A 16,124-nucleotide genomic window follows, 5' to 3' on the forward strand; every position below is an offset into this window, starting at 1 on the left:
TGTGTTCTGGCAAAATGGACTTGCGTTCTAACAGAATGGACTTGTGTTCTGGCAGAATGAACTTGTATTCTGGCAGAATGAACTTGTATTCTGACAGAATGGATTTGTGTTCTGACAGAATGGACTTGTGTTCTGAACGAATATAACAATTAATATAGCCACAGCCCTAACAACAGCAAAGATTTGCCCCCATCTATCCTGATTTTATAGTTGAACTGCGATCGCATCAATGCAGTATCTCGCCAGTCATGCGATTTGTACCAGCTTATCGGTGCTAATTTCAGGAAAAAGGTGATAATACGGTGAAGGTTACTCTGGAAACTCCTGCTGTCAGCCATGCCCCTAAACTTTACCTTCGCCCTCAGTCAACAGCAAACTTTTGAACTGCGCTGTGATTATGGCTTACGTCGCCTGGATAAAACGGAGTTGGCAGCACTCATTGATTCGTGCGAGCAAAATTATTATGCTCAACAAAGAGATCATCTACCTTATCTCACCCAGTTGGGACGGCAACTTTATCAATGGCTGGATGGTAATGAGGGATGGCTGAGAAAGGCGCTGGATGAGGCGGATGAGCAAACGATTAATCTAGATTTGATTCAAACCAGCGAAGCGCAGGGGTTGAACCCGGAAACAGAACGTGTAGCGTTGGGATTGGCACATTTGCCTTGGGAATTGCTACATGATGGTGCAGGGTTTTTAATAGAACGCCAGAATCTTTCCGTTTTGCCTGTGCGTTCAGTGCAGCAGCGTCAAACCCAAGTGATTGGCGTGCAAAATCGCCCGTTACGGTTGCTGTTTATGGCGACTTCACCGGAAGATCCCAATGTGCCGTTATTGGATTTTGAGCGGGAAGAAGCGAATATTTTACAAGCAACCAAGGATCAGCCCTTGGCATTGATTGTTGAGGAAAGTGGCTCGGTTGCTGAGTTGGCTAATTTGGTGAAATCCTACCCAGAAGATCATTTTGATGTCTTTCACCTCACGGGACACGGGATAATTTATACCAAAAAATCTTATGGTTATTTGCTGCCAACAGGTGTAACTCTGCCAGATAATACCCCCTGCTTCATCACCGAGGATGAGGTGGGGAATATCCAACTAACTACCGCCAATGATTTAGCTAAAGCCTTTCGCGGACGCTGGCCGCGTGTAACTTTTCTCTCTGGTTGTCATACGGGACAGGTTCCGAATCAGGGGACAGTTCCCTCAATGGCGCAGGCGTTGGTGAAGGCGGGGGCGGGTATAGTTTTAGGCTGGGCGCGTCCAGTGTATGACCGTACAGGTATTGTGGCAGCACAGGCACTTTATCAAGCTTTGGCGACGGGGGCAAGTGTGGAAGCGGCTGTGAAAGCGGCGCAGCTGGAGATGATTGACCAAAAATGCGCCGACTGGCATCTGTTGCGGATGTATAGAGATACACGCCCCATTGTAGAACTAGTGACACCACTGAGAACAAAGCACCGGGAAAAGCTGAAGTTTACACCGCCAGAGCAAGAATTTCTGGATGAGCATAATCAAATTAAAGTTGCCAGTCAGTTTGAGTTTGTGGGACGCAGACGATCTTTGCAACGGTGTCTCAAGGCTTTGCGGGAAACCAGCGACCAAATTGGCGTATTTATTGCCGGGATGGGGGGACTGGGGAAAAGTACCCTGGCGGCGCGGTTATGTACACGGGTGCAGGCGCAGCGTCCTAATTTTGCGCGAGTTGTGTTGATTGGCCCTCTGGATGAGTGGGGTTTGCTGAATAAGCTTTCTAATAAGTATGAGCGGTTTGCAGATGTCCCCGCACTGTTGAATGAACCAAAGGTGTCTTTGAAAGGGCGGTTGCAAAACTTTTTTGAAGCGATTGAACAAGAACACAATCAACCCTTGCTACTGGTGCTGGATGACTTTGAGCAAAACATCCCCACGGCTAACATTGAAGATGGCTCACTGCGGATGACGACAGGAGCTTACAAAATTTTAGCGGCGATTTGTGCGGCGTTGGCAGAAACCGGGGCAGAAAGTCGGCTGATTGTCACCTGTCGCTATTTGAAAGAGGATACCTTACCACCCCACCGCCTGCACTTGGAATCTTTGGCGGGGATGAACAGCAGTGATATTGATAAAATCTGCTTTCCCTTAGATAAGGAAGTTAGGCAACAGTTAAAAACTCAGCGAATTATCCACATTGCTGATGGGAATCCCCGCTTGCTGAAGTGGCTGTTAGAGGTGATGCAGCAGCCAGGATTAGCGACGGATGAATTACTCAATCAGTTGGAGGCGACTGAGCAGAAATTCCGGGAAAATATCTTGGCGCAAACTCTGCTGGATGCTTTGGAGGTGGAGGAAAAAAAGTTTCTCGCTAGGTTGAGTGTGTTTCACTTACCCGTGAGTGTGGAAATTATCAACGCTATTTCCCCTACTTCCCCACCTCTGCAAAAGCTTGTCAGTCTCAGTCTAGTCGAGTCCGCTACCACTCACGCCACACAACCAGCTAATTACCGAGTGACGATAATTTTAGAACCGTTGTTAGAAGCGGTTTTGAGTGAGGACGAATGGCTTGCAACGCGACAGCAGGGGGTGAAGAAAATCCATCAAGCTTGGTGCAATGAAAACCTCATGGAAACAGAAGCACTGGAAATTGTGCGTTTGGGACTGCTGGCGAAAGAGCAAGAAATTGCCGTCAGCATTGGGGATAGGATTGCAACCCATTGGGTGAATAATTCCCGGTTTGTGGAAGCTTTAGATTTATGTGAGCAAATTTTGGCAGTTTTCCAAGACTACCGCATCTTAGGAACTGTCGCCCGTGCAGAAGAGGTTTTGGGTTTTGTGCAAGAGGCTGTTACCCATTATCAGCAAGCTTTAGACCTTTGCCCTGAAGAGGAATTAATAAGAAAAGCTGCTACCCTCAACAACATGGCACTGCAATTCGCCCAACAAGGGGACATCGCAAGAGCGATCGCACTCTGGGAGCAATCCTTGGAAATATGTCAGCAGATAGGCGAAGTCAAAGGTAAAGCCACTACCCTCAACAACATGGCACTGCAATTCGCCCACCAAGGGGACATCGCTAGAGCAATCGCACTCTGGGAGCAATCCTTGGAAATCCAAGAGCAGATAGGCGATGTCAAAGGTAAAGCCACTACTCTCAACAACATGGCATTGCAAATCGCTCGACAAGGAGACATCGCCAGAGCGATCGCACTGTGGGAGCAATGTTTAGAAATAGATGAGCAGATAGGCGAAGTCGAAGGTAAAGCCACTACCCTCAACAACATGGCACTGCAATTCGCCCACCAAGGGGACATCGCTAGAGCAATCGCACTCTGGGAGCAATCCTTGGAAATCCAAGAGCAGATAGGCGATGTCAAAGGTAAAGCCACTACCCTCAACAACATGGCACTGCAATTCGCCCACCAAGGGGACATCGCTAGAGCAATCGCACTCTGGGAGCAATCCTTGGAAATCCAAGAGCAGATAGGCGATGTCAAAGGTAAAGCCACTACCCTCAACAACATGGCACTGCAATTCGCCCACCAAGGGGACATCGCTAGAGCAATCGCACTCTGGGAGCAATCCTTGGAAATCCAAGAGCAGATAGGCGATGTCAAAGGTAAAGCCACTACCCTCAACAACATGGCACTGCAATTCGCCCACCAAGGGGACATCGCAAAAGCGATCGCACTCTGGGAGCAATCCTTGGAAATCCAAGAGCAGATAGGCGATGTCAAAGGTAAAGCCACTACCCTCAACAACATGGCATTGCAATTCGCCCACCAAGGGGACATCGCTAGAGCAATCGCACTCTGGGAGCAATCCTTGGAAATCCAAGAGCAGATAGGCGATGTCAAAGGTAAAGCCACTACCCTCAACAACATGGCACTGCAATTCGCCCACCAAGGGGACATCGCAAAAGCGATCGCACTGTGGGAGCAATGTTTAGAAATAGATGAGCAGATAGGCAATGTCAAAGGCAAAGCCGCTACCCTCAGCAACATGGCACTGGTATTCCGCCGACAAGGGGACATCGCAAAAGCGATCGCACTGTGGGAGCAATCCTTGGAAATATTTGAGCAGATACGCGATGTCAAAGGTCAAGCCACTACCCTAGCCAATATGGCTTATTGGGCAGGTGAAACTGGAGATAAAGCTAGGCAGTTAGAGCTAAATCTGCAAGCGGCTTTAGCTCTTGCACAAGTTCATGCTTATGGTGATTTGGTAAAAGTTCTAGGTAATTTAGGCGTAGCAGATGAAAGCAACCGTTTGGTTTACTTAGCTCAAGCAATGTGGCTGACGCTGAGAATTCAAGCGCCCTTAGCAAATACCATTAACCTAATCCGTGTTTTATTTAATGTAGTGCCTCAAGGTGATGAACTAGAAGCTGTGCTAGGTGCAACGGCAATGTACTTTTGCAAATACCAAGGTGAAGGTCATCCCCAGTTAGAGGAACTCCGAGAGCTTAGTGTCAAGATTGTATCAGGGGCAGCGGGTGCCCAAGGAATTGAGACGCAGGAAGCGTTTGATAATTGGTTTGTCCAGCAACGGCTAAACGATCCAGAATATTTCCTCCCCCGACTCAATCAACGCCTAGAGGAAATAGTCGGCGATGGGTGGTTGTTTGACCCCAGTCAGGTTGTGGGGGAGTGAGGAAGTGCGAATATCTCGGCTCAATACCGGGTTGGGTGGTCATAATTTACACAAGACTGTAAGGATTCATAATTTTAACTGGTGTCAGTTTAAAATCATCAACATTACGGGTAACTAAAGTTAATTTATGATGATGTGCTGTTGCGGCAATTAGACTATCCATTACAGCTAATTTTTTACCTTTCAATTCGGCATTTGCAGAAAATTTTGCCCAATTATCTAAAATATCATCAGTTAGCGGTAAAATATGAGAGGTAAATTCAATTTCTACTCTTTGCAGCCATATTTTTAGTTTTTGATATCGTTCAGGTTGTGAGTCTTGGATCTTATAAATCCCTTTTTTTATTTCAGCGATAGTAATACTACTTAAAAATAGTTGTTCAATCGGTTGCTGATTTAACCATTGACTAACTTGGGGGTTGGGAGCTTTTTTAACAAACTCAGACATTACACAGGTGTCTATTAGATAGATAAGTCATAGTTCAAAATTCCTACCTGTGTCTCTATCACGTTCAAACAACGAGGCGATATCATCTTCAGCAGATTCGTCGTCTATAAAACGTAGTCGCTCAAATAAAGGCAGTTCTTTTTTTTGTTGCTGCAAGTAATTGCATAATATTTTAATGACTGCTTCCTGTGGATTTTTATAGTCACTGACTGCGATAATTTCATTAATTAGTTCATCATCTATTGTGATAATGGTCATCGCTTTGTCCTCGGTTGTGTAAAATACAATTTATGCAATCTGAATAATTTTTTTAAGCTTATTGCATACTTATAGAAAAGATTCTTCACGCATACACTCTGCTGTAAAAGCAAATACTGCCCTTAATGCTTCTGAGGTTAGAGTAGGATAGTTTTCTACCACTTGTTGTTCTGTCCATCCTGCTGCAAACAAACCCAATAAGAACTCTACAGATAAACGAGTTCCTTTGACAGTCGGCTTACCCAGCAAAATTTTGGGGTCTGAATGAATGTACTGTTGCCAGTCCATAGTTTGTACTCCGACTAAGCTACAGCTATTGTTGCACAGGATGATGATTGGTTGGCTTGGTGAAGAGGGGATGCGATCGCGCTAATCTTAAATTAATTGCTGACAATATAACCAGGTTATGCAATCCCTCAATATCACACTGCTAGATGCGATCGCTTAGGCAACTATGATTATTATTGGATTACCGAGTGGGGAAATGCGATATGGGATTTTAGGCTAATCAGTTGTAAATTATGCGATCGCTATAAGCCAAAATTTTTATAGATACTCACACAGGTACAGTCAAAATGGATATTAAAAATGGCTTCGTCGGCACTGTTGGTAACACACCTCTGATTCGCTTAAACAGCTTCAGCGAAGAAACAGGGTGTGAAATCCTTGCTAAAGCAGAATTTCTCAATCCTGGCGGTTCCGTCAAAGACCGCGCCGCACTTTACATTATTGAAGATGCAGAAGAGAAAGGTTTACTCAAACCTGGTGGCACGGTTGTCGAAGGAACCGCTGGTAATACTGGCATTGGACTAGCTCATATTTGCAACGCCAAAGGCTACAAATGTCTAATTATCATTCCCGATACCCAGTCACAAGAAAAAATAGACGCAATGACAGCACTAGGCGCAGAAGTTCGTCCCGTCCCTGCTGTACCCTACAAAGACCCGAACAACTACGTCAAACTATCTGGCAGAGTTGCTGCTGAGTTAGAAAATGCCATTTGGGCAAATCAGTTTGATAACTTAGCTAACCGCCGCGCCCACTACGAAACCACAGGACCAGAAATTTGGGCCCAAACAGATGGTAAAATAGATGGATGGACAGCTGCAACTGGTACTGGTGGTACTTTTGCTGGTGTGGCGTTGTACTTGAAAGAACAAAATCCGGCGGTTAAATGCGTTGTTGCCGATCCTCTGGGTAGTGGACTTTATAGCTATGTGAAAACTGGCGAAATCAAGATAGAAGGGAATTCCATCACCGAAGGCATTGGTAACAGTCGTGTCACAGCCAATATGGAAGGCGCACCTGCTGACGATGCCATTCAAATAGATGACAAAGAAGCTTTGCGGGTAGTTTACCAACTGCTGAGGAAAGATGGGCTATTAATGGGCGGTTCAACGGGTATTAATGTTGGGGCAGCTGTTGCCTTAGCAAAGCAGTTGGGCCCAGGACATACCATTGTCACCATCTTATGTGATAGTGGTTCTCGGTATCAGTCGCGGATATTTAACCCGGAATGGCTAGCCTCAAAAGGACTTTCAATAGATTAGTCATTGGTCATTAGTCATTGGTCATTAGTTTCCGACTTTTGACAAATGACAAAGGACAAAAAACAAATGAACAACATAACTCAATCATCAAACTTCTCCACAAGAGAGGAACCATTTTCTCCTAGATGTGTGCAAGTTTGTCAAAATCGCACTTGTAAAAAGCAAGGTGCAGCCAAGGTATTAGCCGCTTTTGCAGCTTTGCCAATCCCTGATGTAACGGTAATGGCTAGCAGCTGTTTGGGACAATGTGGCAATGGGCCGATGGTGCTGGTATTACCCGATATGATCTGGTATAGCGGCATTCAACCAGATGAAGTATCTCTACTGGTAGAACATCATTTGCTAGGTGGTCAAATAGTCAAACAGATGCTCTATTATCGGTTTCATCCCCAAAAATCAAACTAAATATCAATGTCTGCAATCTTGTTGACTGAAGCGAGGCATCCAATGAATATCCAACAGCTGCGTCAATCCTTAAAACAAAAGTGGCTGAGTTACTACGAGCAAAATATTCCCTGGTTGGTCAAAATGCGAATTTGGGGCACTTACGATGGTTTGCGTCGTCCTTTGTCCGGTTTTATTTTGGCAACACTGTCTGTTTTGGAACCTCAGTTTGATGAAATACTTTCTTTTATGATGGATCTGAATAACGATCCAGATAAAATAGTCACCGCTTTAGGTCTTAACTTTAATCCTGACAAAGAGTTACGTTTAATAAAATCAGAGTATTCTATGGCTACAAGCCAAGCTGAAAACGAGTCGCCAGATGAGAAGTATTCTGAGGATAAACATCTGTCATCGGTTGTAACTGCTACCAAGATTGCACCTGATTCTTCTGCTAAGACTCTAGACTCCAAGTCGCCACGCACCGATCAACTTGTGCCATCAGTTACGGCTACAACGGAGGTAGTTCGCACACGCAAACCTGAGTTGGTAGTTACATTTGCTACTAAAATTGCTCCAGATACTCCGGTAAAAACGCCATCCTCCAGTTTTCTAAGCGAATATCAACCACTACGTAGCAGCTTTGCAGCTTATCGTCAGACATCGCCCCTTGAACGCCTCCCTTCAGGAACCTCGCTGACAATGACTGCTGAGGTTAACAGCAAAGCTAAAACTATGCCATCTGTGGCATTAGCTACAGAGGCTAAGAGCAACGCGGCATCTGCCCGAATCCCTGTAGGCGCATTGCTGGCAATTACCACTGAGATTAACAGTAATGGTAAACCAGTGCGATCGCTAGCAATTACTACTGAGCTTAAAAGCAACGGTAAACATCAGAATATTCCACCACAAGAAGTTAAAAGCAAAGTGAATTTACCAACCACTAATGCCCGTAATCTAGCTTCTTGGGTAGATGAATTTTGTCAAGGTACTAAATGGGATGGGAAAGAGGATATTTTGATTTGAAATGGGGATTGGGAACTGGGGATTGGGGACTTAGACCCCAAGCAATTACCAATTATGGATACTCGTGAGAGACAAAGGGGATTTCTACTATTTCACCCTCAGTTTCTCCTACTTGGACTTTTAAGCCTACGCCACCAGCTTTAGTGCGAATGTAACCTAGTCCAAAGTAACCATCAGCGGTTTCTGTGTAACTGGTAAGTTTGCCGACCTTTTCATCTCCAATGGCGATCGCACTTCCTACTTCCGCAGGGGCACTGAGATGTATCCCAAAAAGGTGTTGTTTTACACCTTTATATGTATTTAACCGAGCAATGGTTTCTTGCCCAATATAACAACCTTTATTAAAAGAAATTGTTTGCCACAAACCAACTTCCAGGGGATTGTAATCATCTGTGAGTTCCGAATCTGGGGCTGGGCGTCCTTGTAAGATTCGCAAAGTATCCCAGGCGCGATCGCTCATCTCGACTGCCCCAGCTTCTAACAATTTATTCCATACTGTTGCTTTGTCAGTATAGGGGAAAGTCAACGTGTATCCGGGAGCAGCTAACCCGCTACCCACAGCAATCCGCACTCCCTCGGCAGGAGCAATTGTATATACTTTGTGACTACCATAAGGTTGACCAATGAGTTCGCCAATACCCAGCTTTTCTAAAACAGCATCACTTCCTGGGCCAATGAGGCTGAAAGTGTTGGTGTATTGTGTAATATCAGATAATTCCACCTTGTCGGCAAAGAAAATATATTTATCTAGCCATTCCATAAGAAACTGGCGGCGGTTGGGCGAAACCAGCAAGATTACCGCGTCTTCTCTCACGTAGGCGGTTGCTAAATCAATTGTTCTGGCTGTGGAAGTGACAAAAACCGTATCACAACCTTGTCCTGGCTTGAGTATTTGGAAATTGTTAGTACTTTGATTGTGTAAGAAATTGAGGCGATCGTCGCCAGACACTTTGATGCGTCCCCAGGCGGTGCGATCGCATATTGCAACCCCAACTCTGGCGGCTTCGATAGCTGCTGCGTCTTGATCGTCAATTGTAGATGTTGGCATGGTGATGAGAAGTTGCCCTGTTTCAATGTTGTCGCACTGGAAATCTTAGCAAATAAGCGTTTGCAGCTTCAACGAAGAGGCAGGGAGAAGGGGGCAGGGAGAGGGGGGAAATAACCCCTGACTCCTGCGTAGAATCAAGGGGGGGAACATGTTCTTACATCCCCCAATCAGAGTTAAGTGGTTCTCATATCCTGCGGGAAGCTAACGCAACAGGTGGGGTCGAATCTCCCCTTTCTGTTCCTTCTCCCCTGCTTCCTGCTCCCTTGCCTCTTTTTTAATCACATAGGGGATTACTTAAAGCCAGTTTCCTTATTCCCAATATGTCTTCCAATCATCCTTGAAAGCTTGTTGTAATTTATTCATATAAGCATAGGTTTTAATTTTTACCATCCATCCGTTATTACCGTTGCTGCCACCTCCTTTACAGATAACACCTTCAGCTACACTATATTTACCTTCTCGAATATCATCAATAAATTGGCCTGTAATCTTACCACGATAAACAACCCGTGCAATGTGTAATTGGCTAAAATATTGAATAAATTGTTCGGGAGTAATAATATATTTATCTATTTGGACATCAAAGAGAATTAGTTGTTTTGGGTCATCTCTTCGATGCATTCCTGCAAAAGAGTTAGTCCCCAGAAACTCTGTAAACACAGTAATTTCAGGGTATTGACAATTCAATTTTTCTTGAAATACTCTTTCTAAAGAGGCGGCAAAATTTCTGTTAAAAATCTCAGGAGCTTCTTCTAAACCTGGATGTGCTTTGTTGAATTGTGCAATCCCCATATCATCCAAATCAAACCGATCTCGACGTGTACCAAAGGCATACCATCCAAGCTCTGATTCCCAAACCCAGTGGAGATTTGTACCATCATATTTCTCGAAAGCTATACAATGCTCCCAAGGACAATTTTTGCTATCTGGGATTTTAGGATAAACAAGTTGTACTCGTGCCATTGGATGAAAAAACTGGAAATCACTTGTATTATAAGTGATTAGAAAAATGTAGATGGCACCAGGTTTAACAACGCCACCAGTGTCAATCCAATAGCCAAGATCAGGGGTTTTTGATCATTTTGGGAGGTTTGATGGTTTGGCGATCGCCTTGGTTGATCGGTGGGCTGACCAATCAGCACTCCCTCACTTACGAGTCACATAGAGAACTCCACAGAATGATTGCTCCTATGATAAGAGAAATATAATTTCAGTGTGCAGCCGGCCTCTTGTCTCCAAAATCTATCACAGCTATAAAATAAACAACAGAAAGTGATACTATAATGAACCCTTTCCAATTGAACAACTATACTGATCGCGAACCAAGTGAGAAACAACAAAAAAGATTTCCGGGATGGTTTGCTTTAGATTTTGGTACGTCTAATTCCACAGTCACACTTTTCGATCCAATTGAAGTACCGATCGCAGAAATTTTACCGAAAGAACAAGAAATTCGGTTGCGCGATCGCTTATCGCAATGGCTCAGTTCTCCCGCCTCTATAGCTTTACCAGATGTCAGTACTGATGATTGGGCGAAGTTTGTCACAGAAATTAGCAAAAATTTGGAGATAGAACCCAGCCGATTGAGTGAAGTTTTTGAAAGTGATAATAAAGAGCGATTTTTGGAAGCAATTCGCCAAATTGAACTTTCTTTAGGAAACAGCGAGAGGTTCCGCCGGGCTGTCAGCAAAAAACTTTACCAAATTTATCATGAGGTATTCCGCGTCCCTACCCTAGAGTCGCAAAATCTGATCCCAGTTGTGTTGGATATCGATCGCCGCGATACAGAAATTCCCAGCGAGTCGGAAATTTCGCACTTAGGGGATTTAAAACTACGGATGGGTAGGGAAGCTAGAGATAACCGCAAAAAAGCGATCGCTCAAGGTACAAGCGGTTCTCTAAAGGAAATTATCAGCAGGTTTCACCATTCACCCAAACGCTATTTTGGCCAGGAGCGATCGTTTTCAGTTATTTTAGATGGTGAAGAAGAAACAATTACCGCAAATCAGTTAATTCAATCTGCTTGGGCGCATTTAATCGAGTTAACTGAAGACTACCGCCAACACGCACGACGCAGATTTTCTGAGGGAGACTTTTTAACAGCAGTTGTCACCTACCCAACAGTTGCCCCACCAGTTGTTCGTAAAGAAGTTAGAGAATTAGTTGAGCAGTTGGGAATCGATGATGTACAAACTGCTTATGATGAAGCCGTTTCTGTGGCAATATTCTTTTTATGGCGAGAATTTGGCGGTAATCTCAACATTGGGATCGAATCATTCAAAACCCGTTGCCGTCAAGTAGGAAACAAATGGTCACAAAATGTCCTCGTCTTGGATATTGGTGGGGGAACCACAGACTTAGCTTTAATTGAACTGACTTTAGAAGATAAAACTCCTAATTTTGCCGATTATGAAGACCGAGGTTTAGGAGGACGTTACTATAAACTTACTCCCAAACTATTAGGTTCATCTGGTCATTTACAGCTAGGTGGTGAGTTAATTACACTGCGAATTTTTAGATTATTAAAAGTTGCGATCGCAGATTTTTTGTTGACAGCAGTAACAACAGGTGGTATCGAAAACGAAAAGCTAGAAGATTTAATTAACTCTGAGTTAAACGAGCGCTTTTTAGAACAAGGTAAATTCAAAACTGGCAGTCTTTTAAAATGTCTGGATAGAGAGAATCCAGAAGGCGATATTTCTTACAAAGATGCTCTAGATACTGCCGAAAAAGTATTGCCCACCCGTTGGCAACAAGCACCCCAACGCCTACAATCCTTTTATATTCTCTGGGATTATGCAGAAGCAGCTAAACTTAAACTTGGGCAAAAGCCACCAGCAGAGAATTCTCTATTAACCTTCACACTTTCTGAGCAGCAAATTTCTGAATTGCTTACCCAAAGCGCCGTAAAATTACAAGTTCAAGATCCAAATAACATCTGCATCACCTTAAATAACCAGCAATTTGAACGAGCCGCTGCATCTGGAATTAAAGAAGCGATCGGAATTGCCAAAGGATTAATGGAAAGTCGTTTGCGTCCTGATGATCTCACCAAAGATTCTTGGAATTCCCAAAAAGTCGATTGGTTAATTTTGTCTGGTAAAACTTGTAATTTAGACATAGTACAGCGCCAAATCTACCAAGAATTTAGTAAGTCTCCATATTTTGTCTGGAATCCAGAACGGATTACTTTTGTGTTGGAATTTACCAAACTAGCCACCTCTGCCGGTGCTTGTTATGCCGAAAAGTTACGAAGATTGAGATTCGATCCAGAAGAGTCTAAAAGCTTGCTGCGTAAGGGAGCCAACCAGCTAGAAATTGATGTCAAAAACCTGTTTTATTATTTGCCCTGCAACTTCAAACGCAAAACCCAAAGCAACGATTTACTAACTATATTCAAAGCCGGACAAGAACTCTATCAACTCGCACCTTGGGAAACTGCTGCCAAAGTTCGTACTCATTGGCAAGGCATACAATTAACTAACATTATCTACCGTCAAGATTACGAAGAGGGAGATTTACGGCTTTGGGGAAGCTTTGACGGTAAAAACCTCATGAATAAACTGGAGATGCAAGAAGCAGAGTTTCTGAAAAAAATCAAAGTCCAGTTTGAAATTGACCAAACCCTCGAATTTAATGTATTGCTTTGTCAGGGAAATCCCCATTATTTGATTGATATTTCTGGTATTGATTTAGAATCGGTAGTTTCAGAAACTTCAGCGTTATTTTCTGATGGTAAATTAAACTGGAATATTGCTGTAGAACGCGTCAATAAAGACTTGAATGATGGTGATATTGCCGTCAATGTTATTGAGTCAGCAACCGTAGATCAACCAGATGCCTATCATCTTGTGTTTGAAGTCGGAAATGATGGTAGTAGAACATTTCACAAATTTCACTATTTGCGCGATGGTGTAACGCAACCAGGAATTGGGTTAATTAGTAATCCCTTACCTCCCTTCCCACAAACTGGACAGCACACCTTCTATGTTTATCAAACAGATGCCGAAACAAACAGTAAAAAATGGATAAGAATTGGCGCACTTAGTAAACCAGATATAATCACAGATTACCCTTGCCAATATCGTGTAACTCTCGACGATCAAGGTATTCTAAGGATGCACGCTGGTGAAGTCCCTTACTGGACATCACAAAATCAAGAATGCTTGAAGGAAGAAGGATGTGTTTATCGTGCTGAATTAGAGTTACAACCTAATGAAGTTGATAAAGAACGCGATCCCTTTTGCGGCATACATTAAACCCCTGTGTTCCTCTGCGTTAACCTTTGCGTTCCTCTGCGTTAAAAAAAATTAATATTTTTAAACACAGAGGGGCGCGGAGTAAACGCATAGGCGCTTTCGCCTTCCCGCAGGGTAGGGGCGCAGAGGTTTGCCAAGTATATTTGGAGGTGATATTTATGCAGTACTTGCGTCAATTATTAGAGATAGAAAACTCAGAGTTAGCCCAATTACTGCGGTTTAGTTTGTATGGACTAGAGGCGACTTTAAATCAGGCTCGCACAGAATTACCACTAGATCCAGGATCTAAAATATGCGATGAGGTGCTGCAAGAACTTCATAACCTGTTGCAACCTGCGCCGCCACAGCAACATACTGGTTGGGAAGATCCGCCAGATGAGTTAAAACTAAATCACCTCCGAGAAGCTTTTGATTCTGACTCAGAACTCAGTTATTATCTGGGTAATTCCCAACTGCAAAGCCAAACAGATTCAGATTTGTGGAATGAAATTCAACGCAAACTGCTACGAGTCCCAGAGGATTTAGCTGCATCTTGGCAACAGCGTACCTTGGATCTGGCTCAAGAAGTTGGTGCGATCGCAGATAATTCTAATCTCTTTCAACTTCCCTTTATCCGCGACGAAATTATCTACCCAGGACTTAGTGGTACTGTTCAAACTCAGGGATTAAGCTTGTATCAACAAGCACTTTCAAATTCTAAAATTCCCCAAGGAAATGCATCCGATTTACCAGCGGCATTTCTATTTTTATATATGAATTTTATCGAAATAGACCCAGATTTACATCATGCTTTAAAGAGCGTTTTTAGCTTCGATGTTATTTCCTTACACTCCAAACCAGAACAGCGCGATCAATACATTGAGGCTTTAAGTGATCGCTTCCAACGCACCCAAAAAGCAGAAAAAAACACCGATCCCCTATCAATTCTCCGTGCCTGGATTGATATGGATGAAGCGATACATTCCCTAGTATTCGTACCACCGGCTGAACGCTATTCTTGGTGGGGAAAGCTACAACATGAATCACGGCGCATCCTGAAGAAAGTCGCTGATGAAGCTATTAATGCAGGTAATGAAGTGCGAATTCGCCAATTATCGGGACTTTATGCAGATATCTGTGCTTTATCCAAGGATGACTTACAACTAGACTGTGGTGGTATTCCTAGCGAAGTCTTAACTTGTCTTCGAGTGTATGCGCGAATCAATCAAGAGGAATCTCCAGGGCGTGTAATATTTCGCTCATCACGTTAGATGCTAGCAACTTTTCTAATTCTTGAGATTATGAGGCAAGGCAGACAATTTTACTAATCCCCGCCTTGCCTCATAATCTAATGAAGGTAAAAACGTTTAAATTTAAAGGATGCCCCAGAAGTGTAAAATCCCTTGACCAGAAAATACTTCAAGCGCAACAGCAGATAAAAAACCAATCATTGCAAAACGACCGTTCCAGTTTTCGCTCTGAGGAGTGAAGCCCCAGCGCAAAGCATTAGGATCTTCTGAAACTGAAGGCGTAGTCTTCTTAACGTCTGCCATAAATAATACTCCGAGCTTTTATGTTGTAACAGTTATAACTGCCTGTAAAGTAATGTAACAGATTTTTACGAAATTGCAACATAAACTCAATATAAAATTTATTTGAATATATTACGGGCACGTACTATTGTAGTAGGATTGCGATCGCTTATTTACAGCGACAAATAAAAAGTCACTGTACAAAAAGTCACTGTACAATTTATGAAGAAAAGCAGTCGTCGTGGTCAAAAGACACTTGAGGATCGACAACAATCTGTCATCACAAACACGTTTTGAAACTCAGCCAACAATAAAAGCTAGCAGTGAAACTGATAAATTACGTAAATTACGTGAAAATAGTGGGAAAGGCAACAGAAAAAATCAACAGCTAACAGCACAGCAACAAAAGGATATATCAGTTTCACAAAAACCGTTAGAGTGGACAAGGCTTCAGTCTTGTCCACTCTACTCGGCTATGCTTGCTCCATCCTTAGTCTGATACTCGACTCCATGTGGGAGCGATTAACTGCCCGGCCAATCCTCCTTTTTGACCAATCGCAAAAACCTGAGTTGCTAGGAGTATTCTTCCTTTTTTCTCAGTCTCGGAGATTATAAAATTATATGTAACCGTGCCAGTAGAGAAAGGGATCGTAGCAACACCTGTACCATTTGTTGCTACCGAATAAGTTCCATTCGCCACTGGGGGAAGATCGTTAATGTTTCTAGAACAATTAGGAATGGGATTGCCACACGGTAAGTTCGCTATGAGATCCACAGTTAGTCCACCTTTTCCATCGAAGGTTATCGGCCCTAAGCTGGCAACATTAGCACTGTTGTTGACATAGGCATAATTTCCCTGAAGACTGGCCTTTGTGAAAGCTTGATCGCTGGCCATAGCAGACTGAGCAGTGTAAATACCCACTATGACCAGAATTACCGCCAGTACCTTGAAAATATTCCTCATTTGAGCATATTTATTTTGCATTTTTTTGCCTCGCTCTAATAACT

The 16,124-nt window shown here is 43.4% G+C and carries 15 protein-coding genes; 7 read left to right on the top strand and 8 right to left on the bottom strand.

Going from position 1 to position 16,124, the window contains the following annotated elements:
• Positions 1-149 precede the first annotated feature (149 nt).
• A complete protein-coding gene (locus tag FD723_RS23345; RefSeq protein ID WP_179067495.1) occupies positions 150-338 on the bottom strand; it encodes a hypothetical protein in 189 nt (62 codons plus the stop codon).
• On the opposite strand from FD723_RS23345, the gene FD723_RS23350 reads away from it, so the two are divergent.
• Positions 337-4,632 carry a tetratricopeptide repeat protein gene (locus tag FD723_RS23350; RefSeq protein WP_179067496.1) on the top strand — a complete coding sequence of 1,432 codons (4,296 nt, stop codon included), beginning with the start codon at positions 337-339 and terminating at the stop codon, positions 4,630-4,632. The genes FD723_RS23345 and FD723_RS23350 overlap by 2 nt on opposite strands.
• A gap of 46 nt (positions 4,633-4,678) precedes the next feature.
• On the opposite strand, the gene FD723_RS23355 is transcribed toward FD723_RS23350, so the two are convergent.
• From FD723_RS23355 to FD723_RS23365, 3 genes are all read right to left on the bottom strand, one after another.
• Entirely contained in the window at positions 4,679-5,080 is a 402-nt protein-coding gene (locus FD723_RS23355) for a type II toxin-antitoxin system VapC family toxin (RefSeq protein WP_179067497.1), read from the bottom strand.
• Positions 5,081-5,107: 27 nt separating this feature from the next.
• Positions 5,108-5,338, bottom strand: a complete 231-nt coding sequence (locus FD723_RS23360) for a type II toxin-antitoxin system VapB family antitoxin (RefSeq protein WP_179067498.1) — start codon at positions 5,336-5,338, stop codon at positions 5,108-5,110.
• A 69-nt stretch (positions 5,339-5,407) separates the two neighbouring features.
• Positions 5,408-5,626, bottom strand: coding sequence for a DUF433 domain-containing protein (locus FD723_RS23365; RefSeq protein ID WP_179067499.1), 219 nt, complete (start codon positions 5,624-5,626; stop codon positions 5,408-5,410).
• A gap of 287 nt (positions 5,627-5,913) precedes the next feature.
• On the opposite strand from FD723_RS23365, the gene FD723_RS23370 reads away from it, so the two are divergent.
• The 3 genes from FD723_RS23370 to FD723_RS23380 all read left to right on the top strand — a co-directional run bounded on the left by FD723_RS23370 (position 5,914) and on the right by FD723_RS23380 (position 8,298).
• On the top strand, positions 5,914-6,888 hold the full coding sequence (locus FD723_RS23370) for a cysteine synthase A (protein ID WP_179067500.1): 975 nt from the start codon (positions 5,914-5,916) through the stop codon (positions 6,886-6,888).
• A 66-nt stretch (positions 6,889-6,954) separates the two neighbouring features.
• Positions 6,955-7,293 (top strand): ferredoxin, encoded by a 339-nt coding sequence (locus FD723_RS23375; RefSeq protein WP_179067501.1) that lies wholly within the window; start codon positions 6,955-6,957, stop codon positions 7,291-7,293.
• 42 nt (positions 7,294-7,335) lie between these two features.
• Entirely contained in the window at positions 7,336-8,298 is a 963-nt protein-coding gene (locus tag FD723_RS23380) for a DUF5331 domain-containing protein (RefSeq protein WP_179067502.1), read from the top strand.
• Between the two features lie 52 nt (positions 8,299-8,350).
• Here FD723_RS23380 and FD723_RS23385 read toward each other — a convergent pair whose 3' ends face one another.
• A complete protein-coding gene (locus FD723_RS23385) occupies positions 8,351-9,346 on the bottom strand; it encodes a folate-binding protein YgfZ (protein WP_179067503.1) in 996 nt (331 codons plus the stop codon).
• 309 nt (positions 9,347-9,655) lie between these two features.
• Positions 9,656-10,309, bottom strand: coding sequence for an RNA ligase family protein (locus FD723_RS23390; protein ID WP_179067504.1), 654 nt, complete (start codon positions 10,307-10,309; stop codon positions 9,656-9,658).
• Between the two features lie 320 nt (positions 10,310-10,629).
• On the opposite strand from FD723_RS23390, the gene FD723_RS23400 reads away from it, so the two are divergent.
• Both FD723_RS23400 and FD723_RS23405 read left to right on the top strand, forming a co-directional pair.
• On the top strand, positions 10,630-13,605 hold the full coding sequence (locus FD723_RS23400; protein ID WP_256874907.1) for a molecular chaperone: 2,976 nt from the start codon (positions 10,630-10,632) through the stop codon (positions 13,603-13,605).
• A 158-nt stretch (positions 13,606-13,763) separates the two neighbouring features.
• Complete coding sequence (locus FD723_RS23405) at positions 13,764-14,855, top strand: hypothetical protein (RefSeq protein ID WP_179067506.1); 1,092 nt, start codon at positions 13,764-13,766, stop codon at positions 14,853-14,855.
• A gap of 102 nt (positions 14,856-14,957) precedes the next feature.
• Here FD723_RS23405 and FD723_RS23410 read toward each other — a convergent pair whose 3' ends face one another.
• Entirely contained in the window at positions 14,958-15,137 is a 180-nt protein-coding gene (locus tag FD723_RS23410; RefSeq protein WP_069071239.1) for a high light inducible protein, read from the bottom strand.
• Between the two features lie 235 nt (positions 15,138-15,372).
• On the opposite strand from FD723_RS23410, the gene FD723_RS23415 reads away from it, so the two are divergent.
• Positions 15,373-15,615, top strand: a complete 243-nt coding sequence (locus tag FD723_RS23415) for a hypothetical protein (RefSeq protein WP_179067507.1) — start codon at positions 15,373-15,375, stop codon at positions 15,613-15,615.
• Here the strand turns inward: FD723_RS23415 and FD723_RS23420 are convergent.
• Complete coding sequence (locus FD723_RS23420; RefSeq protein ID WP_179067508.1) at positions 15,607-16,080, bottom strand: hypothetical protein; 474 nt, start codon at positions 16,078-16,080, stop codon at positions 15,607-15,609. The two genes, FD723_RS23415 and FD723_RS23420, sit on opposite strands and share 9 nt — an antisense overlap.
• Positions 16,081-16,124 lie beyond the last annotated feature (44 nt).

The sequence above is a fragment of the Nostoc sp. C052 genome, from assembly GCF_013393905.1.
Lineage (GTDB): Bacteria > Cyanobacteriota > Cyanobacteriia > Cyanobacteriales > Nostocaceae > Nostoc.

Bases quoted from the DNA above. Each gene is read 5' to 3' on its own strand.
- FD723_RS23390 (WP_179067504.1), bottom strand. From the start codon at position 10,309: ATGGCACGAGTACAACTTGTTTATCCTAAAATCCCAGATAGCAAAAAT.
- FD723_RS23350 (WP_179067496.1), top strand. From the start codon at position 337: ATGCCCCTAAACTTTACCTTCGCCCTCAGTCAACAGCAAACTTTTGAA.
- FD723_RS23410 (WP_069071239.1), bottom strand. From the start codon at position 15,137: ATGGCAGACGTTAAGAAGACTACGCCTTCAGTTTCAGAAGATCCTAAT.
- FD723_RS23360 (WP_179067498.1), bottom strand. From the start codon at position 5,338: ATGACCATTATCACAATAGATGATGAACTAATTAATGAAATTATCGCA.
- FD723_RS23400 (WP_256874907.1), top strand. From the start codon at position 10,630: ATGAACCCTTTCCAATTGAACAACTATACTGATCGCGAACCAAGTGAG.
- FD723_RS23385 (WP_179067503.1), bottom strand. From the start codon at position 9,346: ATGCCAACATCTACAATTGACGATCAAGACGCAGCAGCTATCGAAGCC.
- FD723_RS23370 (WP_179067500.1), top strand. From the start codon at position 5,914: ATGGATATTAAAAATGGCTTCGTCGGCACTGTTGGTAACACACCTCTG.
- FD723_RS23355 (WP_179067497.1), bottom strand. From the start codon at position 5,080: ATGTCTGAGTTTGTTAAAAAAGCTCCCAACCCCCAAGTTAGTCAATGG.
- FD723_RS23375 (WP_179067501.1), top strand. From the start codon at position 6,955: ATGAACAACATAACTCAATCATCAAACTTCTCCACAAGAGAGGAACCA.
- FD723_RS23380 (WP_179067502.1), top strand. From the start codon at position 7,336: ATGAATATCCAACAGCTGCGTCAATCCTTAAAACAAAAGTGGCTGAGT.
- FD723_RS23345 (WP_179067495.1), bottom strand. From the start codon at position 338: ATGGCTGACAGCAGGAGTTTCCAGAGTAACCTTCACCGTATTATCACC.
- FD723_RS23405 (WP_179067506.1), top strand. From the start codon at position 13,764: ATGCAGTACTTGCGTCAATTATTAGAGATAGAAAACTCAGAGTTAGCC.
- FD723_RS23365 (WP_179067499.1), bottom strand. From the start codon at position 5,626: ATGGACTGGCAACAGTACATTCATTCAGACCCCAAAATTTTGCTGGGT.
- FD723_RS23420 (WP_179067508.1), bottom strand. From the start codon at position 16,080: ATGAGGAATATTTTCAAGGTACTGGCGGTAATTCTGGTCATAGTGGGT.